The following is a 17,362-nucleotide window of genomic DNA, read 5'->3' as shown; positions in this document are numbered from 1 at the left end:
CAGGAATGATCGAAACACTGGTGCTTCTGCCGGATATGCTGTCCGATGCGCGGGGCTGGGCGACAGTCAGCACGGTGATCAGCTATGGCCGTCCCGTGATGTTCGCCCCGATCTGGACCGGGGACCGGATCGAAGAGATGGCCTCGTCCATCCTGTCCGGTGCGCCCGCGAAATTCGCCTTGGCCGGGCATGGCATGGGCGGTGTCGTCGCATTGGAAATCTTTCGCCGCGCGCCCGACCGGGTCAACCGGCTGCCCCTGATCGGCACCAACCCGCTGAGCGACACGCCGCAAGAGGCCGCCGACCGTGAACCCTTGATGGTGGCCGCGCGATCGGGCCGTTTCGAGGAGGTGCTGAGCCGCGATGTGTTGCCGCGTCAGGTGGCGGCGGGGCCGGAGCGGAATGCCCATTTGGCGCATCTGGCCGAGATGGCGCAGGCGTTGGGCGCCGATGTCTTTGAGCGCCAGCAACGCGCGATGCAGCGCCGGAGGGACCACCAGGCCAGCCTGCGCCGGATCACGCAGCCGACGCTTGTTCTGGCCGGGGAACTGGACCAGGTCGTGCCGCGGAAGCGGCAGGAATTCCTGGCCGAACTGATTCCCTACGCGGCCTTTCAAATGCTGGAAGGCGTCGGCCATTCGGTGATGTTGGAAGATCCCGAGGGCACCATTTCCGCGCTGCATGCCTGGCTCAGGCAGCCGTTGGTCCTGCGCTAGGGCGCGGTCAGGTTACGGCAGAGAGCCGGACCTTGCCGCGCGGGCCGGAATTGGCGTCGATGAAATCCAGAACCAGCGGGCGGATGTTGTTTCGCCAGCTTTTGCCGGCGAAGATTCCGTAATGGCCCGCGCCCGGTTCCAGGTGGCTGGCTTTCTTTTCGTCAGGCAGGCCGGTCAGCAGGTCCAGAGCGGCCAGGCATTGGCCGGGGGCTGAAATGTCGTCTTCCTCACCTTCGACGATCTTGACCGCCACGTCGGTTATGGCGCCGAAATCCACCTTGTGACCATCGACCACGAAGTCGTTTCGGGCGATCTCGCGGGCCTTGAAGATGCGCTCGACCGTCGAAAGATAGAATTCGGCGGTCATGTCCATGACGGCAAGATATTCGTCGTAGAAGGTGTTATGCTTGTCGTGGTCGCCGGCTTCGCCCTTGGCGGCCTTGATGATCTGGTTGGTGAAGGCCCTGGAATGGGTTTCGGCATTCATAGAGATGAAAGAGGCCAGTTGCAGCAGCCCCGGATAGACCTTGCGCCCGACTCCGTCATATTTGAAGCCGACCCGCTGGATCATCGACTGTTCCAGCTGGCCCATTGTGACGGTGCGGCCGAAATCGGTGACTTCCGTGTGATTGGCCTCGGGGTCGACGGGACCGCCGATCAGGGTGAGCGACCGCGGCTGTGCCTCGGGGTGCAGCTCGGCCAGATAGGCGGTGGCGGCCAAGGTCAGGGGCACCGGCTGGCAAACGGCGATCACATGGGTGTCGGGCCCCAACTCGCGCATGAAATCCATGACGTAGAGCGTGTAATCCTCGATATCGAACTTGCCGGCCGAAACGGGAATGTCGCGGGCATTGTGCCAATCGGTGATATAGACTTCGCAATCGGGCAACAGCGAGATCACGGTCTTGCGCAGCAGGGTTGCGTAGTGCCCGGACATCGGCGCCACCAACAGCACCTTGCGCGGGCGCTCGTGGCGTCCGATGCACCGGAAATGAATCAGGTCGCCGAAGGGCTTTTCGACGACCTTGCGGATCGAGACCACGTGGTCCTTGCCGTCCATGTCCGGCACGGCGGAAATGCCCCAATCGGGCTTGGCCACCATGCGCGCAAAGCTGCGTTCGGTCACCTCGCCCCAGGCTTTCAGCATCGCCATGCCCGGATTTGGCCACATCGAGAAGGCCGGATAGGACGCCATGGCCCTCGCGGTGGCGCCCAGCCACTCGTTGGTGTTGCGGGCGGTTTCCATCATGTCGTAGGTCATCATGTATTTCACGGGCGTCTCCGGCGTCACGCGCAAGATGCATTTTCTTGCGATTGTGCTATAGGTCGCATTGACCCTTGGGGAGCCAGGGGGCAGATGCTGCACGTGCAAAATACGCGTCGAGGGGGCGCATGGCAATGTCGAATTCAGAAAACAGCGACACGGCAGCGGGCGAGGCCCTTCCAAATCTGGAAGAAAACATGGCCCGGATCGAGGAGTTGACCCAGCGCCTTGTGAATGCCCTTGCCCATAAACGGCAGGTCCGCGACGACCTGCAAGGCCCCGGTCACGAGCTTTATGCCAAGGCGGCAACGGCCTATTGGGCCGAGATGATGCAGAACCCAGCCAAGCTGATCGAGCAGCAGGTGGGGTATTGGGGCAAGACCCTCCAGCACTATGTCGAGGCGCAACAGGCGCTCGCCAGTGGCCAGATAAAGGCACCCGAGGACCACACCCCTAGCGACCGGCGATTCAAGAATCCGCTCTGGGATTCGCACCCCTACTTCAATTTCGTAAAGCAGCAATACATGTTGAATGCCGATGCGGTGGCGCAGGCGGTCGAGTCGATCGAGGGGCTGGATGAGCGTGAACAGAACCGCCTGCGTTATTTCAGCCAGCAGATCATTGATCTGATGTCGCCCACGAATTTCCTGGCCACCAATCCCGATGCGCTGGAGCGCGCGGTCGAGACGGAAGGTGAAAGCCTGGTCAAGGGGCTGGAAAACCTGGTGCACGACCTGGAGGCCAATGAGGGCGAACTCATCGTCAACCTTGCGGACAAAGAGGCGTTCAAGGTTGGCGAAAACCTTGGCACGACCCCTGGCGAGGTGGTGTTTCGCAATCATCTGTTTGAACTGATCCAGTATGCGCCCAGCACCGAGAAGGTGCACGGCACACCGCTGATTATCTTTCCGCCGTGGATCAACAAGTTCTACATCCTCGACCTGAAGTCGCAGAATTCGCTGATCAAATGGATCGTGGACCAGGGCTACACGTTGTTCGTGGTCAGCTGGGTGAACCCGGATGCCACCTATCGAGATGTCGGCATGGCCGATTATATCGAGGATGGCTACATCACCGCGCTGGAAACCGTGCGAGAGATTTGCGGCGTCAAGAAGGTCAACGCCATCGGCTATTGCATCGCCGGGACCACGCTCTCGCTGACGCTTTCCATTCTCAAGGATCGCGGGCTGGACTATGTCAATTCCGCCACCTTCTTTACCACGCTGACCGATTTCTCGGACCAGGGCGAGGTGGGCGTCTTCCTCGACAACGATTTCGTGGACGGGATCGAGGCCGAAGTGACGGAAAACGGTTATCTCGACAGTTTCTACATGGCGCGGACCTTTTCCTTCCTGCGGTCCAATGACCTGATCTATCAACCGGCCATCCGGTCCTACATGCTCGGGGAAAGCCCCCCGGCCTTCGACCTGCTCTACTGGAATGGCGACGGCACGAACCTGCCTGCGAAGATGGCGGTGGAATACCTGCGTGGCCTGTGCCAGCGAGACGAGTTCGCCAGCGGCGGGTTCGAGGTGGCCGGCCACACGGCGAAGATTGAAAATGTGCAGGTGCCGCTTTGCGCCATCGCCTGCGAAACCGATCATATTGCCGCCTGGAAAAGCTCTTACCGTGGCATTCAGAAGATGGGCTCGAAGGACAAGACCTTCATCCTGGCCGGGTCCGGCCACATCGCGGGCATCGTCAATCCGCCGGTCAAGAACAAGTATGGCTATTGGACCAACGACGATCTTTCCCTGTCGCCCGAGGATTGGCAGGCGCGTGCGGAACAGCACGGCGGCAGCTGGTGGCCCCATTGGGAAAAGTGGCTGCGAAAGCGGTCCGGCAAGAAGGTCGAGGCGCGCGAACCGGGATCGAAGACTCACCCGCCGATTGCGCCTGCGCCGGGCACTTACGTCGTCGCCGACAAGCCGAAAATAACGTCATGACGTCCTTTTTTCGCGGGATATTTCAGTCCAAGTTATTGTTTTCCAATCGTTATGTCAGATTTCGTGAATTTTTTGCTGCAATGCAGAAAAAACCTTGATTTGCTGCAGCGCAGCATCTAGATTTCTTGCAGTTGCAGAAACGGGATCGTCCCGCGAACCAGACCAAAAGGACCATACCAATGGCTACCAAGACCCAAGACTTCACCGCTGTCATGAAAGACATGATGGGTGCCTTCCCGGTTGACACCAAGGCCATGGAAGATGCCTTCAAGACCCAGACCACCCTGGCCGAGAAGCTGTCGGCTGTGTCCATCGACGCCGCGCAGAAGTCCACCGACCTGAGCGCCAAGTGGGCCCAGGACACCCTGGCCAAGATGAACGACATGACCAAGGCCAAGAGCGAACCGGCCGACTATGCCAAAGCCATGACCGACTTCGCCTCGGCCTCTGCCGAAGCTGCCTCCGAGCACATGGCCGCCTATGCCGAGATCGCCAAGAAGGTCCAGACCGAGACCCTGGAACTGATGATGGCCGCCGGCAAGGACATGTCCGAAGACATGAGCGCCGCCGCCAAGAAGGCCACCGCCGAGGTGACCGCCGCTGCCAAGAAGGCCGCGAAGTAAGTCATAAGAAACGCCCGGCCCTCCTCCTCCTCCCTGAGGGCCGACGTCACGCGGGGCGAGTTGCACATGCAGCTCGCCCTTGCTTTTTTCTGCAAAGGCATCCACGCTTCTCTGCACCGCAAAAAGGGCCTGAGGAGGGGAAACCTTGGCAGACAAATCCCAGCCGTTGCTGATCAAGCGCTATGCAAGTCGTCGCCTGTATAACACGGAGACCAGCGACTACGTGACGCTGGAAGACATCGCCTCGTTCATCAGGGATGGGCGCGATGTGCAGATCGTGGATCTGAAATCCGGGGACGACCTGACGCGCCAGTACCTGCTGCAGATCATCGCCGAACACGAAAGCCGCGGGGAAAGCGTTCTGCCGGTCGATGTGCTGACGGATCTGGTTCGGTCTTATACGAGCCAATCCATGTCTGTGGTCCCGCAATTCCTCGCCCAATCCTTCGAGATGTTGCGCGAAAGCCAATCCAAGATGATGGAGAACATGGGGCCAATGGGCGCGCTGTCGCAAATGCCGGGTTTCGAGGCCATGCAGGCACAGCAGCAGGCCTTCCTGAAGGCCATGACCGGCGGCGTGATGGGCTCCACCGGGCCGGGGGCCGCGCCCGAACCTTCATCCGGCAAGGCCGATGACGATGAAGACCTTGACGAGATCAAGGCCGAGCTGGCCAAGCTTCAGGACAAGCTGTCGAAGATGGGCAAGTAGAACGAAGCCCCATCAGATTGATCGGTCCGGAATCGCAGACGATCACGCAATGGGCGCGGGTGCGCATCAGGCGCAAGCCGGGGTGACGCACTTCCGCGCGACCCGTGCGGCGACGGCGACCTCGTTCTCCACGTTCCGACCTGCCTGCGGAGCGCGCCGCCTTAAGTGACCTCGGCGAAAACCTTGTCCAGCGCCGCCTCCAGCTTGCCGAACATTTCGTCCATCTGGGCCTCGGTCATGATGAAGGGCGGGCACAGAACGATGGATTGCCCCAAGGGGCGGCAGATCAACCCTTGGTCGGTGCAGGCATTGGCGATGCGTTCCGAGACCGACAGCGACCCGTCGAAGGGTGTTTTGGTCGGTTTGTCGGCCACCGCCTCCAGGGCGCCCATCAGGCCTTTGCCCCGCCATTCCCCGATATGCGGATGCTCGGCAAGCCGCGCCAGCTCGGCCTCGAATTTCGGGGTGAGAGCGCGGACATTCTCGGCCAGCCCCTCGTTCATGATCACGTCGATGGCCTTGAGCGCGATGGCACAGCCCACCGGGTGCCCCGAAGCGGTGAACCCATGCGGGAACTCCTCGATCGCTTCCGAAGCCGCTTGCAGGCGATCCGACAGCTCTGGCCCCAGAATCACGGCCCCCATCGGAAAGAACCCGGCGGTCAGGTTCTTGGAGGAAATGATCGCGTCAGGCATGAAATCATAAGTTTCACAGCCCCATGTTTCGCCGGTGCGGCCAAAGCCGGTGATGACCTCGTCCGAAATCAGCGGAATCCCATGTTTCTTCAAGATCGGCGCAATCGTCTGGAAATAGCCCTCTGACGGCGGAATCACCCCCCCGGCGCCCATGACGGGTTCGGCAAAGAAGCCCGCAATGGTTTCGGCCCCCTCACGGGCGATCACCTCCTCCAGTTCGCGGCCCAACCGGGCGGTGAACTCCGCCTCGGTCTCGCCATCGCGCCCCTCGCGCCAGTAATGCGGGCAGGTCAGGTGCAGGAACCCGTCCAGCGGCAGCCCGAAGACCGAATTGTAGGGCTTGCCGGTCATCGAGGCCGACACCGCCGTGACTCCGTGATAAGCGTTCTTGCGGGTCAGGATCTTGCGGCGCTGCGGCTGGCCTTCGGCGGCCCAGAGGAACCACAGCATCTTGACCATGGTGTCATTCGCCTCGGACCCGGAATTGGTGTAGAACACCTTGCCCTCGGCGAAGGGGGACACCTCGACCAGCTTTTCCGACAGCATCACCGTCTGGTCGGACATCCGCCCGAAGAAAGCATGATAGCCGGGAAAGCGGTCATATTGGGCCTTTGCGGCCTCGGTCAGGCCGGGGTGATCGAACCCTGCCACCATGTTCCACAGGCCGGAATTGGCATCGAGATAGCGGTTGCCATGCACATCGATGATATAGGGTCCTTCGCCATGTGTGACGATCACTGCGCCGCGCTCGTGGATCGTCGGCAGGTCGGTGAACCCATAGAAGGACCGGGCATCGGCGCGGCCTTCCCAGGAATTGATGTTGTCGTCGGGCATGGGCCACCTCCATTGGATCATTGACGCGAGATTAGGCGCGCTTGACGGGGCTTTCAATTGCCGTTGTGGCGGGGCTAATCTGCAGGGGAAAGGGGCAGGTATGGCGGCAGCATCCGGCAAGATCACGCTTTGGGGCGTCGAGGTCTTCGTGGCCACGGCGGAGGAGCAGTCGATCTCTGCTGCCGCAAAGCGCCTGAACTCCTCGGCGGCGACCGTTTCGCAGCAATTGACGAACCTCGAGGCGGCGATCGGCACGACGTTGCTGAACCGTAACGCGCGGCCCGTGATCCCGACCCCGGCCGGCGAAATGTTCCTGCGCCGCGCCAATGCCATCCTCAGCGAGGCCGAGCAGGCCCGCGCCGAGCTGGCCATGGCCGACCTGTCGCGCCTGACGCGGCTGCGGTTGGGCATGATCGAGGATTTCGACGCCGACGTGACGCCGCGCCTGCTGTCGGACATGGGCGAAGAGCTGAAGAATTGCCAATTCCTGTTGGAAACCGGTGCCTCGCACAGGTTGTTCGAGCTGCTTCAGGCCCGCGCCCTGGACGTTGTCGTCGCCAGCGATATCGGGTCCGGCGCCGAGTGGATGGAGGTGCATCCGCTCTTCGAGGAACCCTTCGTGGTCGCAGCGCCCAAGGGCGCGCTGGGGCAGGGGGACATGCTCCGGCAATTGCGACGGATGCCTATGGTCCAGTACACGACCCGCCACCATATGGGGCAGATGATCGCCAGTCATCTCGTGCGGCAGAACCTGACGCTCAACCACCGGTTTGAATTGGACAGTTACCACGCGGTGTTGGCGATGGTGGCGGCCGGGGCGGGGTGGTCGATCCTGACACCCTTGGGGTGGTCCCACGCCGCGCGGTTCCGCGACGAGGTAGACCTGCACCCGTTGCCCTTCGAGCCGCTGAGCCGCCGGATTTCGCTGGTGGCGCGACGCGATGTGCTTGGCGACATGCCCGGTGACATGGCCGCCCGCCTGCGCGGGCTGCTGTCCGAGATGATCGTGGACCCAGCGACGCAGAAACTGCCCTGGCTGGCAGGGCAGCTGCGCGTGCTCGGCTAGGCTATTCCGCGGCGACCGCGGTGCCGGGCGCGGTCATCGCGTCCTGGGCTGCGGCCACGAGTTCCCCCGCGACAATGCTGCATTCATCGACGCTCAGGCGGGCGGGCAGGCGCACGTCGCAGGCGGCCATCAACATGGCGCGGGTTTGGGGCAGGTCCCAGTCGCGGCCAAGGAACTGCCAGTTCCAGAAGGCGCGGGCATTGTCGGTGCTGCGCCCGAATATCTGAACCTTGACGCCACGCGCGGCGGCGGCCTTGGCAAAGGCGCCGATCTGGTCTTCGGTCATGCCCACGAGGTTGAACTGGATGGAATCCGGGGCGCGCTGTTCCGGGGCCAGCTTTTCGGGCACGGTCAGCCATGGGCTGGCGTTGAGCCGATCGGCGACGTGGTCATGGTTGCGCCGCCCGTCGCGGACCCGGCGGGCCAGTTCCGGTAGCTGCGGCCGGATGATCGCGGCCGACAGGTTCGACAGGCGCAGGTTGTAAAGCGGCAGCTTGTTCTGCCAGGCCTGCATCGCCTCTGCGGGCACGTCATGTTTCATCCAGCTGTGTTCATAGGCGCCGGACATGATCACGGCGCGCGCCACGAGGTCGGCATCGTCCGTGACCATGATCCCGCCTTCGCCGGCATTGATCAGCTTGTAGGACTGGAACGAGAAACACCCGATCTTGCCGATCGTGCCGATATTGCGCCCGTGCCATGTGGTGCCCAGCGAATGCGCCGCGTCCTCGATGACCGGGATGTCGGCGGCATCGCAAAGAGCCATGATCGCGTCCATGTCGCTGGTATGGCCGCGCATATGGCTGATGATGACCGCATCGGCCTGAGGCAGCTTGGCCTCGAAGTCAGCCATGTCGATGCGATAATTCTCGCCGCATTCCACAAGGATCGGCTGGCATTCCGCATGCACGATGGAGGAGGGCACGGCGGCGAAGGTAAAGGCCGGGATCAGGACCTTGGCATCGCGGGGCAGGTCCAGCGCCTTGAGCGACAGGAACAGCGCCGCCGAACAGGACGACACGGCCAGCGCGTATTTCGTGCCCAGAAGGGCGGCGAATTCCTGCTCCAGCAGAGAGACCGGCGCATCTTCGGGCGCGGTATAGCGGAACAGGTCGCCGGTGTTCAGCAGGCGCGTCACCTCTTCCATGGCGGTGGCCGGGATGGGTTCGGCGTCGTAGACATTGGGGATCTGGGGCATGGCTCGGCCTCTTTTCGGGAAAATCGAAATGTTATTTCGATTCCTCCTAACACAGCCAGTGTGTCGAATCCATGACGCCGGTAGGGCCATGCCGCCCCGCCATCGAAACTGTTGCAGGTTTGAATCAGGGCCTCAGATGCCCAGCCGGTCGCGCAGGGAATACCACGTCATGGCAAGGGTCAGCAGCGGCGCACGGAACGCCGCGCCGCCCGGGAAGGGAGGCACGGGCAGCTTGGCGAAAACATCGAACCGCCCCGCCTGTCCCATCACGGCCTCGGCCATCAGTTTACCGGCCATGCCCGAATGGGCGACGCCATGGCCGGAAAATCCGCCGGCGCTGAGCATGTTGTCCTGCAGGCGCGTGACCAGGGGCAGGCGGGTCAGGGTGATCCCCAGCGTGCCGCCCCAGACATGGTCGATGCCGACGCCCCTGAGCTGCGGGAACATGGTTTCCATGCGTGTGCGCAGTTCCGGCTCGATCGAGCGCGGGAAAGCGACCGTGTAGTTTTCGCGCCCTCCGAACAGCAGGCGCTTGTCCTCGGACAGGCGGAAATAATTGACCACGAATTTGCTGTCGGCGCAGGCGATATCCTCGGCCAGCACATCGGCGGCGCGCTCGTCCAGCGGTTCGGTGGCCGCAATGAAGGAATTGAGCGGCATGGTCCGCGCCGCGACCTTGCGGTTCAGGTTGGGCAGATAGCCATTCCCGGCCAGCAGGACGAATTTCGCATGGACCCGGCCCGACCCGGTGCGGACCTCGGCCGGGTTGCCCGGCTCGATATGGTGCACCTCTGAGCGCTCATGGATGATCGCCCCGGCCTTTTCGGCGGCCCGCGCCAGCCCCAGGGCATAGCGCAGCGGGTGAATATGGCCCGCGCCCCGGTCGATTACGCCACCCTTGTAGAGCGGCGAGCGCACGATCCGCTGGAACGGCTTGGCGGCGAGCGGCTCGACCTGCGTATAGCCATAGGCCTTGTCCAGGAACTCGGCCTCGTCATGCAGCGCGGCGGCCTCGGCCACGGAATAGGCGCCATGGGCCACGCCGGGCTTGAACAGCGCATCGGGGGCGTGGGCGGCCGACAGGTCGCGCAGCATCTGCTTGGCCTCTTCGGTCATGTCCCACAGGGCGCGGGCCGGACCCTTGCCCATCTTCGCTTCCAGCCAGCGCTGGTCCTTGTTGAAGCCGCTGCCGACCTGCCCGCCATTTCGCCCCGAGGCGCCCCAGCCTGCGCGGTGGGCGTCCAGCACGATCACCGACATCCCCGCCTGGGCGAGGTGCAGCGCTGCGGTCAGGCCGCAGAACCCAGCCCCCACGATGCAGACATCCGCCGTCTGCTGGCCGCGCAGGCCCGGCCGTTCGGCCGGTATTTTCGACGAGGCGACATACCAGCTGTCGGGATAGGTGGCGGGGTGGTCGTTACGGTAAAGCGGGTTCGGCATCAGACGTTCAACAACAGGTGTTCGCGTTCCCACGGGGAAATCACCTGCAGGAATTCCTCGTATTCGGCGCGTTTTACGATGGAATAGACGCGGGTGAATTCGGGGCCCAGGACCTCTTGCATGTCCGTGTTCCCGTCGAACAGGTCCAGCGCCGCACCCAAGCCCTGGGGCAGGTCGGGTTCGCCGTCATAGGCATCGCCACGATAGCTCTTGTCGGCCCAGAGTTCCTGTTTCAGGCCCAGGTAGCCCGCGGCAAGCGAGGCCGCGATGCACAGGTAGGGGTTGCAATCCATACCCGCCAGCCGGTTTTCGATCCGGCGCGAGGCTGGGTCACTGATCGGCACGCGCAGGCCCGTCGTGCGGTTGTCGCGCCCCCATTCAAGGTTGATCGGGGCGGCGTGGTCGCGCACGTAGCGCCGGTAGCTGTTCACATAGGGCGCCATCAGCGCCACGACCGAGGGCAGGTGCGTCTGCAACCCGCCGATGAACTGGAAGAAAGCATCCGTTTCGCCGCCATTGGGGCCGGTGAACAGGTTGTCGCCCTCGCTGTCGAGGATGGAGTGATGCACATGCATGGCGCTGCCCGGCTCGCCCTCGATGGGCTTGGCCATGAAGGTGGCGAAGCAATCATGTTTCAAAGCCGCCTCGCGCAGCAGGCGCTTGAAAAAGAACACCTCGTCGGCCAGCTTGACCGGGTCACCGTGGCGCAGGTTGATTTCCAGCTGCCCGGCGCCGCCTTCCTGGGTGATGCCGTCGATCTCGAACCCCTGGATTTCCGCGAATTCGTAAATGTCGTCGATCACGGGGCCGTAATCGTCCACCGCGGACATGGAATAGGCTTGCCGCGCGGCGGCGGGGCGACCCGACCGGCCCATCATCGGTTCGATCGGCTTGGCCGGGTCCACGTTGCGCGCGACGAGGAAGAATTCCATTTCCGGCGCGACGACCGGGGTCCAGCCCTCCTTGGCATAAAGCTCGACCACTCGCTTGAGCACGTTGCGCGGGGCATAGGGGATGGGCTTCCCCTTCTGGTCAAAGGCATCGTGGATAACTTGCAGCGTGCCGTCATCGGCCCAGGGCGCGGCGGTCGCGGTGCTGAGGTCCGGGTAAAGCACCATGTCGGGTTCCGTAAAGCCCTCGTCGCCGGCGGCCTCGCCCCAGCCACCGGTGATGGTCTGGAAAAAGATCGAGTTGGGCAGATGGAATTTCTGCATCCGCTCCCACTTGGTGGCGGGGACGGCCTTGCCGCGGGCGATGCCGGGCAGGTCGGCAATCATGCATTCGACCTCGTCAAGGCGGTTGGCTTCCATGTAGGACTGGGCCGCGGCGGGGGTCTGTTTCATCCAGGGTTTCATGCGGGCACCTTGGCCTTGAGGACGCGCGCGATCTGCGCGGCGATTTTGTCATTGGCGACCGACTGGCCCAGAGTCCCGCGAGCGGCGTCCAACTGGTCGTCGGGCACGGCATCGCCGCGATGTTCGATCAGACCCGCGATCACCTCGTGGCCGAATTCGGGATGGGGCTGTACGGTCAGCACCGCGTCACCGATCCGAAGCGCGGCATAGGCGCAATGGGGGTTCGAGGCGATCACCTCGGCCCCGTCCGGTAGCGACACGACCTGATCCTGGTGCCAGGCGTTCAGGTGGAGCGTTTCGCCCTCCCAGTCATAGGCCTGCCGCCCTACGGCCCAGCCGCCCTTGAATTTCTCGACCCGGCCGCCGAGGGCCTGTGCGATGATCTGATGGCCGAAACAGATACCCACCAGCGGCCGCCCGCTGTCGCGAATGGCGCGGATCAAATCCTCCAGCGGCGGGATCCAGGCGTGGTCCTCGTAGGCGCCGTGCTTGGAGCCGGTGATCAGCCAGCCATCGCAGGTTTCGGGGCCGGATGGAAAGGTGCCGTCAACGACGCTGTAGGTCTCGAACTCGAACCCCTGTCCGGACAGCAACTGCCGGAACAGGTCCGCGTAGTCGCCCAGCACGGGGCGCAACTGGTCAGGCGCGTGGCCGGTTTGCAGGATACCGATTTTCATGGGTCACCTTCGGGTGTTTTGCCGCAGCCTAGGCCCGTGCCTAGACGATGTCGAGATAGAGATCGCGCCGCGCCGTCGCGTCCAGTTCGGCCAGCTTCCGGGCCTCTTGCCGCTTGGTGGCGGTGAGATTCGCAATCAGCCCGGCCGGGAAGATGCGGGCCATCTCGGGGCTGGTTTCGAAAAGGTCGATGGCCGTCTGCCAATCCTGCGGGATCTGCGGCAGGTCCATCTCGTAGGCATTGCCGGTCAGCGCAGCGGGCGGGGCGATGCGGTCCGAGATGCCGTTGATGATGCCCCCCAGCACGGCGGCGATCATCAGGTACGGGTTCGCGTCGCCCCCCGCCACGCGGTGTTCCAGCCGCCGTGCCGCGGGCGCGCCACCCGGAACACGCAGCGCCGCGGTGCGGTTCTCGTAGGCCCAGCCAACGCCGGTGGGCGCATGGGCCCCCGGCACGAACCGGTCATAGCTTGGCCCGTGCGGTGCAAAGATGAGGGTCGATGCGGGCATGGCCGCAAGGCACCCGCCGATGGCGTGGCGCAGCATGTCGCTGCCCTTTTCGGTGCCGTCGTCGAAGGCATTACGGCCCTCATCGTTCAGCACCGAGACATGCACATGCATCCCGTTGCCGGCCTGATCGGGCCACGGCTTGGCCATGAAGCTGGCGGCGAAACCGTGCTTGCGCGCCATGCCATGAACCAGCATCTTGAACAGCCAGGCATCATCGGCGGCCGTCAGGGCTTCCCGGTGACCGAGATTGATCTCGAACTGTCCAAGCCCACTTTCGGAAATTGCGGTTTCGGCCGGGATTCCCATCGCCTCGGCCCCGTCATAGAGGTCGGTGAAGAACGCATCGAAGGCATCCAGTTGCCGCAATGACAGGATGTCGCCGCCGGTGCGCCGCTTGCCCGAGCGAGGTGAGGCGGCCGGCGCAATGTCCTCGGCGCTGTCATCGACAAGGTGGAATTCCAGTTCGGTTCCAACCAACGGAAACAGGCCCCGTTCGGTGAACCGCACCAGAAGATGCGCAAGTGCCTGCCGGGGGTCGCCTTCGAAAACGCGCCCATCCTCGTGATACATCCACATCGGGACGAGGGCGCTGGGCGTGTCCAGCCAGGGCATCGGCAGGGGGCCGCGTTCGGTGGGCCGGGCTACACCGTCGGGATCGCCACTGTCGAAGACGAGCGGGCTGTTCTCGATGTCCTCGCCCCAGATATCGAGGTTCAGCACCGACAGGGGAAACCGCGCCCCGTCCGCCAGCAGCTTGTCCCCCATCTGGCCGGGCAGGCGTTTGCCGCGCGCGATGCCGTTGAGGTCGGCCGTGGCCGTTCGGATGGCGCGAATGCTCTCCATCAGCGTATGGCCGGGGTGCGGAACCGCATCCTCGGCCGGACATCCTGCGGCAGGTGCCGGTTCAGGCGGCGATTGATCGCCCCCATCACCGTGATGATCACGAGGGTCGCCAGAATGAAATACCCTGCAAGGATCGGGTAGGGCACGAAGGGGTTGAACGTCTTGTCCGCGAAATAGCTGGCGTAATAGAGCGCATCGCCCCGCTGTTGCCACGCCGGAAAACCGCTGAAGAAGACCAGCGTCGTGGAATGGAACAAGAAGATCGCCTCGTTCGTATAGGCGGGCCAGGCCAGGCGCAGCATGGTGGGCCAGGTGATCTTGCGGAACTTCGCCCAGCCCGAGAACCCATAGGCATCTGCGGCCTCGGTATCGCCCTTCGGAATCGATTGCAGCGCCCCGTAGAAAATCTCACCGGAATAGGCGGCGGTGTTGAGGAACAGGACGATGGCGGCGCCAACGGCGGCCGAGGTGAAGGGATCGAAGAACGCATATTGCGATTTCAGGCTGAGAAAGAAGAAATACGCGAAGAAGAACTGGATGAAGAGGGGCGAGCCGCGGAACAGGAAGATGAACCATTCCGAGGGTTTGCGGATCAGCCGGTTGGAACTGGCCTTGCCCATGGCCACGGCCGTGGCGAGAAAGAAGCCGGTCAGCAGGGCGATAAGCCCGAAATAGACGTTCCAGATCATCCCCGAGCCGATCAGGGTGAATTGCTGGCAAAGGGTGAAATCCTCGCGCGGCAGCAGGCGTTCGCCATAGCCCAGAGACCGGAACGCGTAGTCGGAAATGGTCTGCCAGCAGCTCATGGGGCGGACCTCCGCGCAGGCAAGATTGCGGCATTTCGTTGTATCATGCGGCCGCCTTTCGCTGGGCTTCCCCGCCCGATGTCGCCTGGCCGTGGGTGAGGCGCTTCATCAGCCGATCCAACACGATCTCCGACACGCGGGTCAGGCCGAGGTAGAAGATCAGCAGCACCAGGAAATACCACATGCGCCAGTCCCCATGGGGGTAGTCGGTAAAGCGTTCGCCCTTGATGCCGCCAAGTTCGCGCGCCCAGTAGACGATATCCTCGACCCCCAGCAGGAACAGAAGCGGCGTGGCCTTGGTCAGCACCATCCAGAGGTTGCCCAGGCCGGGCAGGGCATAGACCCACATCTGCGGCACGAGGATGCGCCAGAAGGTCTGGCGCTGGGACATGCCATAGGCCTCGGCGGTTTCCAGCTGGCCCCGTGGCACGGCCCGCATGCCGCCATAGAGCACATTGGCCGCGAAGGCGCCGAAAACGATGGAAAACGTCAGGACCGCAAGGAAGAACCCGTAGGTTTCATGGACCCACTGCGCGGAGTTGCCAAGCGGCAGCTTGGCCTCGGCGCAGACGACGAAATCGTTGCCCTGACGGATCGCATCGGGCCAGTCGGGGCATTTTACCTGGTGCCGGAGGTATTCGAAGGCCTGGTCCAGGGCGATCACGAAGAACAGGAAGAAGGCGATATCGGGCACGCCGCGGACGATGGCGATATAGGCCTTGCCCAACCAGGAGAGCGGCGCGAAACGGCTGCGTGCCGCCATCGCCCCACCAAATCCGAAGGCCAGCGCCGTGGGGGCGGTGATCGCCAGAAGCAGGAGAACCGTGCCGAAAGACACGTAGAAATTCATGTGCTTGCCCGTGGTCAGGTAGCACGACAGCCATTGCAGGCCGTCCAGGGTCGAGGGATCAGTGCAGTAACTGAAAATGGCTGGGCCTCGGATCAGCGGTGCAAATTGAGTTTATTTGCCAAGATGAAGGGGGCCCCGTGCCGGATCTGACCGGCACGGGATCGGGACGGGCTCAGAACGTCGAGGCCACTTCCCATTTCTCGATCAGCGCATTGAGCGAACCGTCATCCTTCATGGACTGGATCGCCGCATCGAAGGTTTCGCGCAGCTCGGCATCGCTTTCGCGGATGCCCATGCCGACACCTCCGCCGATCTGTTCCATGCGCTCCAGCATGACCAGTTCGCTGCTGCTTTCCAACGCGCCGTCGAGGAACGACTTGTCGGCCAGCACCGCGTCGGCCTCGCCGTTCACCACTGCGGCGACGGTTTCCTCGGGCGTGGCGAACTCGACAAGCGTCCAGCCCTGATCGGCGACGAAAGCGGCCTGGATCGTGCCGGTCTGGGCGGTGATGACCGCGCCTTCGACATCAAGATCGGCGGACAAGGCCAGGTAGGCTGACGGATCCGGCGGGGTATAAGCCTGGGTGAAGTCGATGACCTCGTCGCGTTCATCGGTGATCGACATGCCCGCGATGATGGTGTCGTAGTTGCCCGACACGAGGTTGGGGATGATCGAATCCCACTCGTTGGTCACCCACTCGCAGGTCAGCTCGGCGCGCGCACACAGCTCGTCGCCCAGCTCGCGTTCGAAGCCGTCGACCTCGCCCGCGTCATTGATGAAGTTCCACGGAGGATAGGCACCCTCGGTGCCCATGCGGACAACACTGTGGCCTTCGGCAAACGCGGCCCCGGCGACGATCGCCAGCGCTGCGGTCGAAAGAGCAAGTTTCTTCATTGGTTTCTCCCGTTGGTTTCGGCCCCGAAGGGCCCTGTGGCAGAGGATTCCCTGCCGGTTCGCATTTGGCAACCGTTACGTATGGGCGGTTGCCGACAGAAAACCGCGCAACCGTTCCGATTGCGGGTTTCCGAAGACCTGGTCCGGCGGTCCCTGTTCCTCGATCAGGCCCTGGTGCAGGAACACGACATGGTCCGAAATGTCGTTGGCCATCTTCATGTCGTGGGTCACGACCAGCATGGTGCGCCCTTCCTCGGCCAGCGACTTGATCACGCGCACGACCTCCTGCTCGAGTTCCGGGTCGAGCGCGCTGGTGGGTTCATCGAACAAGAGCGCCTTTGGTTCCATGCAGAGCGCCCGGGCAATCGCCGCGCGTTGCTGCTGCCCGCCCGAGAGCTGTGCCGGATAGACATCGCATTTGTCCCCGATCCCCACCTTGTCGAGATAGGCGCGCGCGGAGGCCTCGACCTCGTCGCGGTTCCGTTTCAGAACCGTCAGCGGCGCTTCCATCACGTTCTGAAGGATTGTCATATGCGCCCACAGGTTGAACTGCTGGAACACCATCGAAAGGTTCGTCCGGATACGGATCATCTGGGCCTTGTCCGCCGGATGCCGGTTCAGGCCTTCACCCTTCCATGTGACGGGCTCTCCACAGAACAGGATGTCGCCCTGCTGGCTGTCCTCCAAAAGGTTCGCGCAGCGCAGGATCGTGGATTTGCCTGACCCCGACGAGCCGATCAGGCTCAGGACATGGCCGGCGGGTGCGGAAATATCGACGCCCTTGATCACCTCAAGCGACCCGTAGGCCTTGTGCAGGTTGCGAATTTCCAGAACGGGGGCGTTGGCCGGATCGGTCACGGGGCCTCTTGAGGTTGCTTGGCCCTGTAATAGGGCGCGATTCCTTGACGAATGCAATGATTTCCGCACGCCAGGCCTG

At 63.2% G+C, this 17,362-nt stretch carries 16 protein-coding genes; 5 read left to right on the top strand and 11 right to left on the bottom strand.

Features of this window, described 5'->3' with window-relative positions; translation table 11 throughout:
* The first annotated feature begins 5 nt into the window (after positions 1 to 5).
* Positions 6 to 716 carry an alpha/beta fold hydrolase gene (locus tag DFK10_RS09160; protein ID WP_109388724.1) on the top strand — a complete coding sequence of 237 codons (711 nt, stop codon included), beginning with the start codon at positions 6 to 8 and terminating at the stop codon, positions 714 to 716.
* A 7-nt stretch (positions 717 to 723) separates the two neighbouring features.
* Here the strand turns inward: DFK10_RS09160 and phaZ are convergent, their stop codons facing one another.
* Positions 724 to 1,989, bottom strand: coding sequence for a polyhydroxyalkanoate depolymerase (gene phaZ / locus DFK10_RS09155; protein ID WP_109388782.1), 1,266 nt, complete (start codon positions 1,987 to 1,989; stop codon positions 724 to 726).
* Positions 1,990 to 2,114: 125 nt separating this feature from the next.
* Here phaZ and DFK10_RS09150 point away from each other — a divergent pair, with 125 nt between their 5' ends.
* The 3 genes from DFK10_RS09150 (at position 2,115) to phaR (ending at position 5,258) form a co-directional block, all read left to right on the top strand.
* The gene (locus DFK10_RS09150; RefSeq protein ID WP_408005580.1) at positions 2,115 to 3,926 is read left to right on the top strand and encodes a PHA/PHB synthase family protein; all 1,812 of its coding nucleotides are present in this window, start codon (positions 2,115 to 2,117) and stop codon (positions 3,924 to 3,926) included.
* A 179-nt stretch (positions 3,927 to 4,105) separates the two neighbouring features.
* Positions 4,106 to 4,549: a phasin family protein gene (locus DFK10_RS09145; RefSeq protein WP_109388722.1), complete on the top strand. Its 444-nt coding sequence runs from the start codon at positions 4,106 to 4,108 to the stop codon at positions 4,547 to 4,549.
* A 145-nt stretch (positions 4,550 to 4,694) separates the two neighbouring features.
* A complete protein-coding gene (phaR, locus tag DFK10_RS09140) occupies positions 4,695 to 5,258 on the top strand; it encodes a polyhydroxyalkanoate synthesis repressor PhaR (protein ID WP_109388721.1) in 564 nt (187 codons plus the stop codon).
* A 161-nt stretch (positions 5,259 to 5,419) separates the two neighbouring features.
* Here the strand turns inward: phaR and DFK10_RS09135 are convergent, their stop codons facing one another.
* Positions 5,420 to 6,787: an aminotransferase gene (locus DFK10_RS09135; protein WP_109388720.1), complete on the bottom strand. Its 1,368-nt coding sequence runs from the start codon at positions 6,785 to 6,787 to the stop codon at positions 5,420 to 5,422.
* A 100-nt stretch (positions 6,788 to 6,887) separates the two neighbouring features.
* On the opposite strand from DFK10_RS09135, the gene DFK10_RS09130 reads away from it, so the two are divergent.
* On the top strand, positions 6,888 to 7,853 hold the full coding sequence (locus DFK10_RS09130; RefSeq protein WP_109388719.1) for a LysR family transcriptional regulator: 966 nt from the start codon (positions 6,888 to 6,890) through the stop codon (positions 7,851 to 7,853).
* A 1-nt stretch (position 7,854) separates the two neighbouring features.
* Here the strand turns inward: DFK10_RS09130 and DFK10_RS09125 are convergent, their stop codons facing one another.
* The 9 genes from DFK10_RS09125 to DFK10_RS09085 form a co-directional block, all read right to left on the bottom strand.
* Positions 7,855 to 9,051 carry a DegT/DnrJ/EryC1/StrS family aminotransferase gene (locus tag DFK10_RS09125; RefSeq protein WP_109388718.1) on the bottom strand — a complete coding sequence of 399 codons (1,197 nt, stop codon included), beginning with the start codon at positions 9,049 to 9,051 and terminating at the stop codon, positions 7,855 to 7,857.
* A 132-nt stretch (positions 9,052 to 9,183) separates the two neighbouring features.
* On the bottom strand, positions 9,184 to 10,491 hold the full coding sequence (locus DFK10_RS09120) for an NAD(P)/FAD-dependent oxidoreductase (RefSeq protein WP_109388717.1): 1,308 nt from the start codon (positions 10,489 to 10,491) through the stop codon (positions 9,184 to 9,186).
* On the bottom strand, positions 10,491 to 11,846 hold the full coding sequence (locus DFK10_RS09115) for a glutamine synthetase family protein (RefSeq protein ID WP_217810113.1): 1,356 nt from the start codon (positions 11,844 to 11,846) through the stop codon (positions 10,491 to 10,493). The genes DFK10_RS09120 and DFK10_RS09115 overlap by 1 nt, the downstream gene beginning before the upstream one ends.
* Positions 11,843 to 12,523: a type 1 glutamine amidotransferase gene (locus DFK10_RS09110; protein WP_109388716.1), complete on the bottom strand. Its 681-nt coding sequence runs from the start codon at positions 12,521 to 12,523 to the stop codon at positions 11,843 to 11,845. The genes DFK10_RS09115 and DFK10_RS09110 overlap by 4 nt, the downstream gene beginning before the upstream one ends.
* Before the next feature lie 40 nt (positions 12,524 to 12,563).
* The gene (locus DFK10_RS09105) at positions 12,564 to 13,874 is read right to left on the bottom strand and encodes a glutamine synthetase family protein (protein WP_109388715.1); all 1,311 of its coding nucleotides are present in this window, start codon (positions 13,872 to 13,874) and stop codon (positions 12,564 to 12,566) included.
* Positions 13,874 to 14,680 (bottom strand): ABC transporter permease, encoded by an 807-nt coding sequence (locus tag DFK10_RS09100; RefSeq protein WP_109388714.1) that lies wholly within the window; start codon positions 14,678 to 14,680, stop codon positions 13,874 to 13,876. Before DFK10_RS09100 ends, DFK10_RS09105 begins: the two co-directional genes overlap by 1 nt.
* 43 nt (positions 14,681 to 14,723) lie before the next feature.
* Positions 14,724 to 15,608, bottom strand: coding sequence for an ABC transporter permease (locus tag DFK10_RS09095; RefSeq protein WP_109388713.1), 885 nt, complete (start codon positions 15,606 to 15,608; stop codon positions 14,724 to 14,726).
* Between the two features lie 94 nt (positions 15,609 to 15,702).
* A complete protein-coding gene (locus DFK10_RS09090) occupies positions 15,703 to 16,425 on the bottom strand; it encodes a transporter substrate-binding domain-containing protein (protein ID WP_109388712.1) in 723 nt (240 codons plus the stop codon).
* A 75-nt stretch (positions 16,426 to 16,500) separates the two neighbouring features.
* Positions 16,501 to 17,283, bottom strand: coding sequence for an ABC transporter ATP-binding protein (locus DFK10_RS09085; protein WP_109388711.1), 783 nt, complete (start codon positions 17,281 to 17,283; stop codon positions 16,501 to 16,503).
* Between the last annotated feature and the right edge of the window lie 79 nt (positions 17,284 to 17,362).

Source organism: Salibaculum griseiflavum (assembly GCF_003129565.1).
Classification (GTDB): Bacteria; Pseudomonadota; Alphaproteobacteria; order Rhodobacterales; family Rhodobacteraceae; genus Salibaculum; species Salibaculum griseiflavum.
Note: the sequence above shows the minus strand (reverse complement) of the source record. Positions and strands in the feature narration are given on the sequence as shown.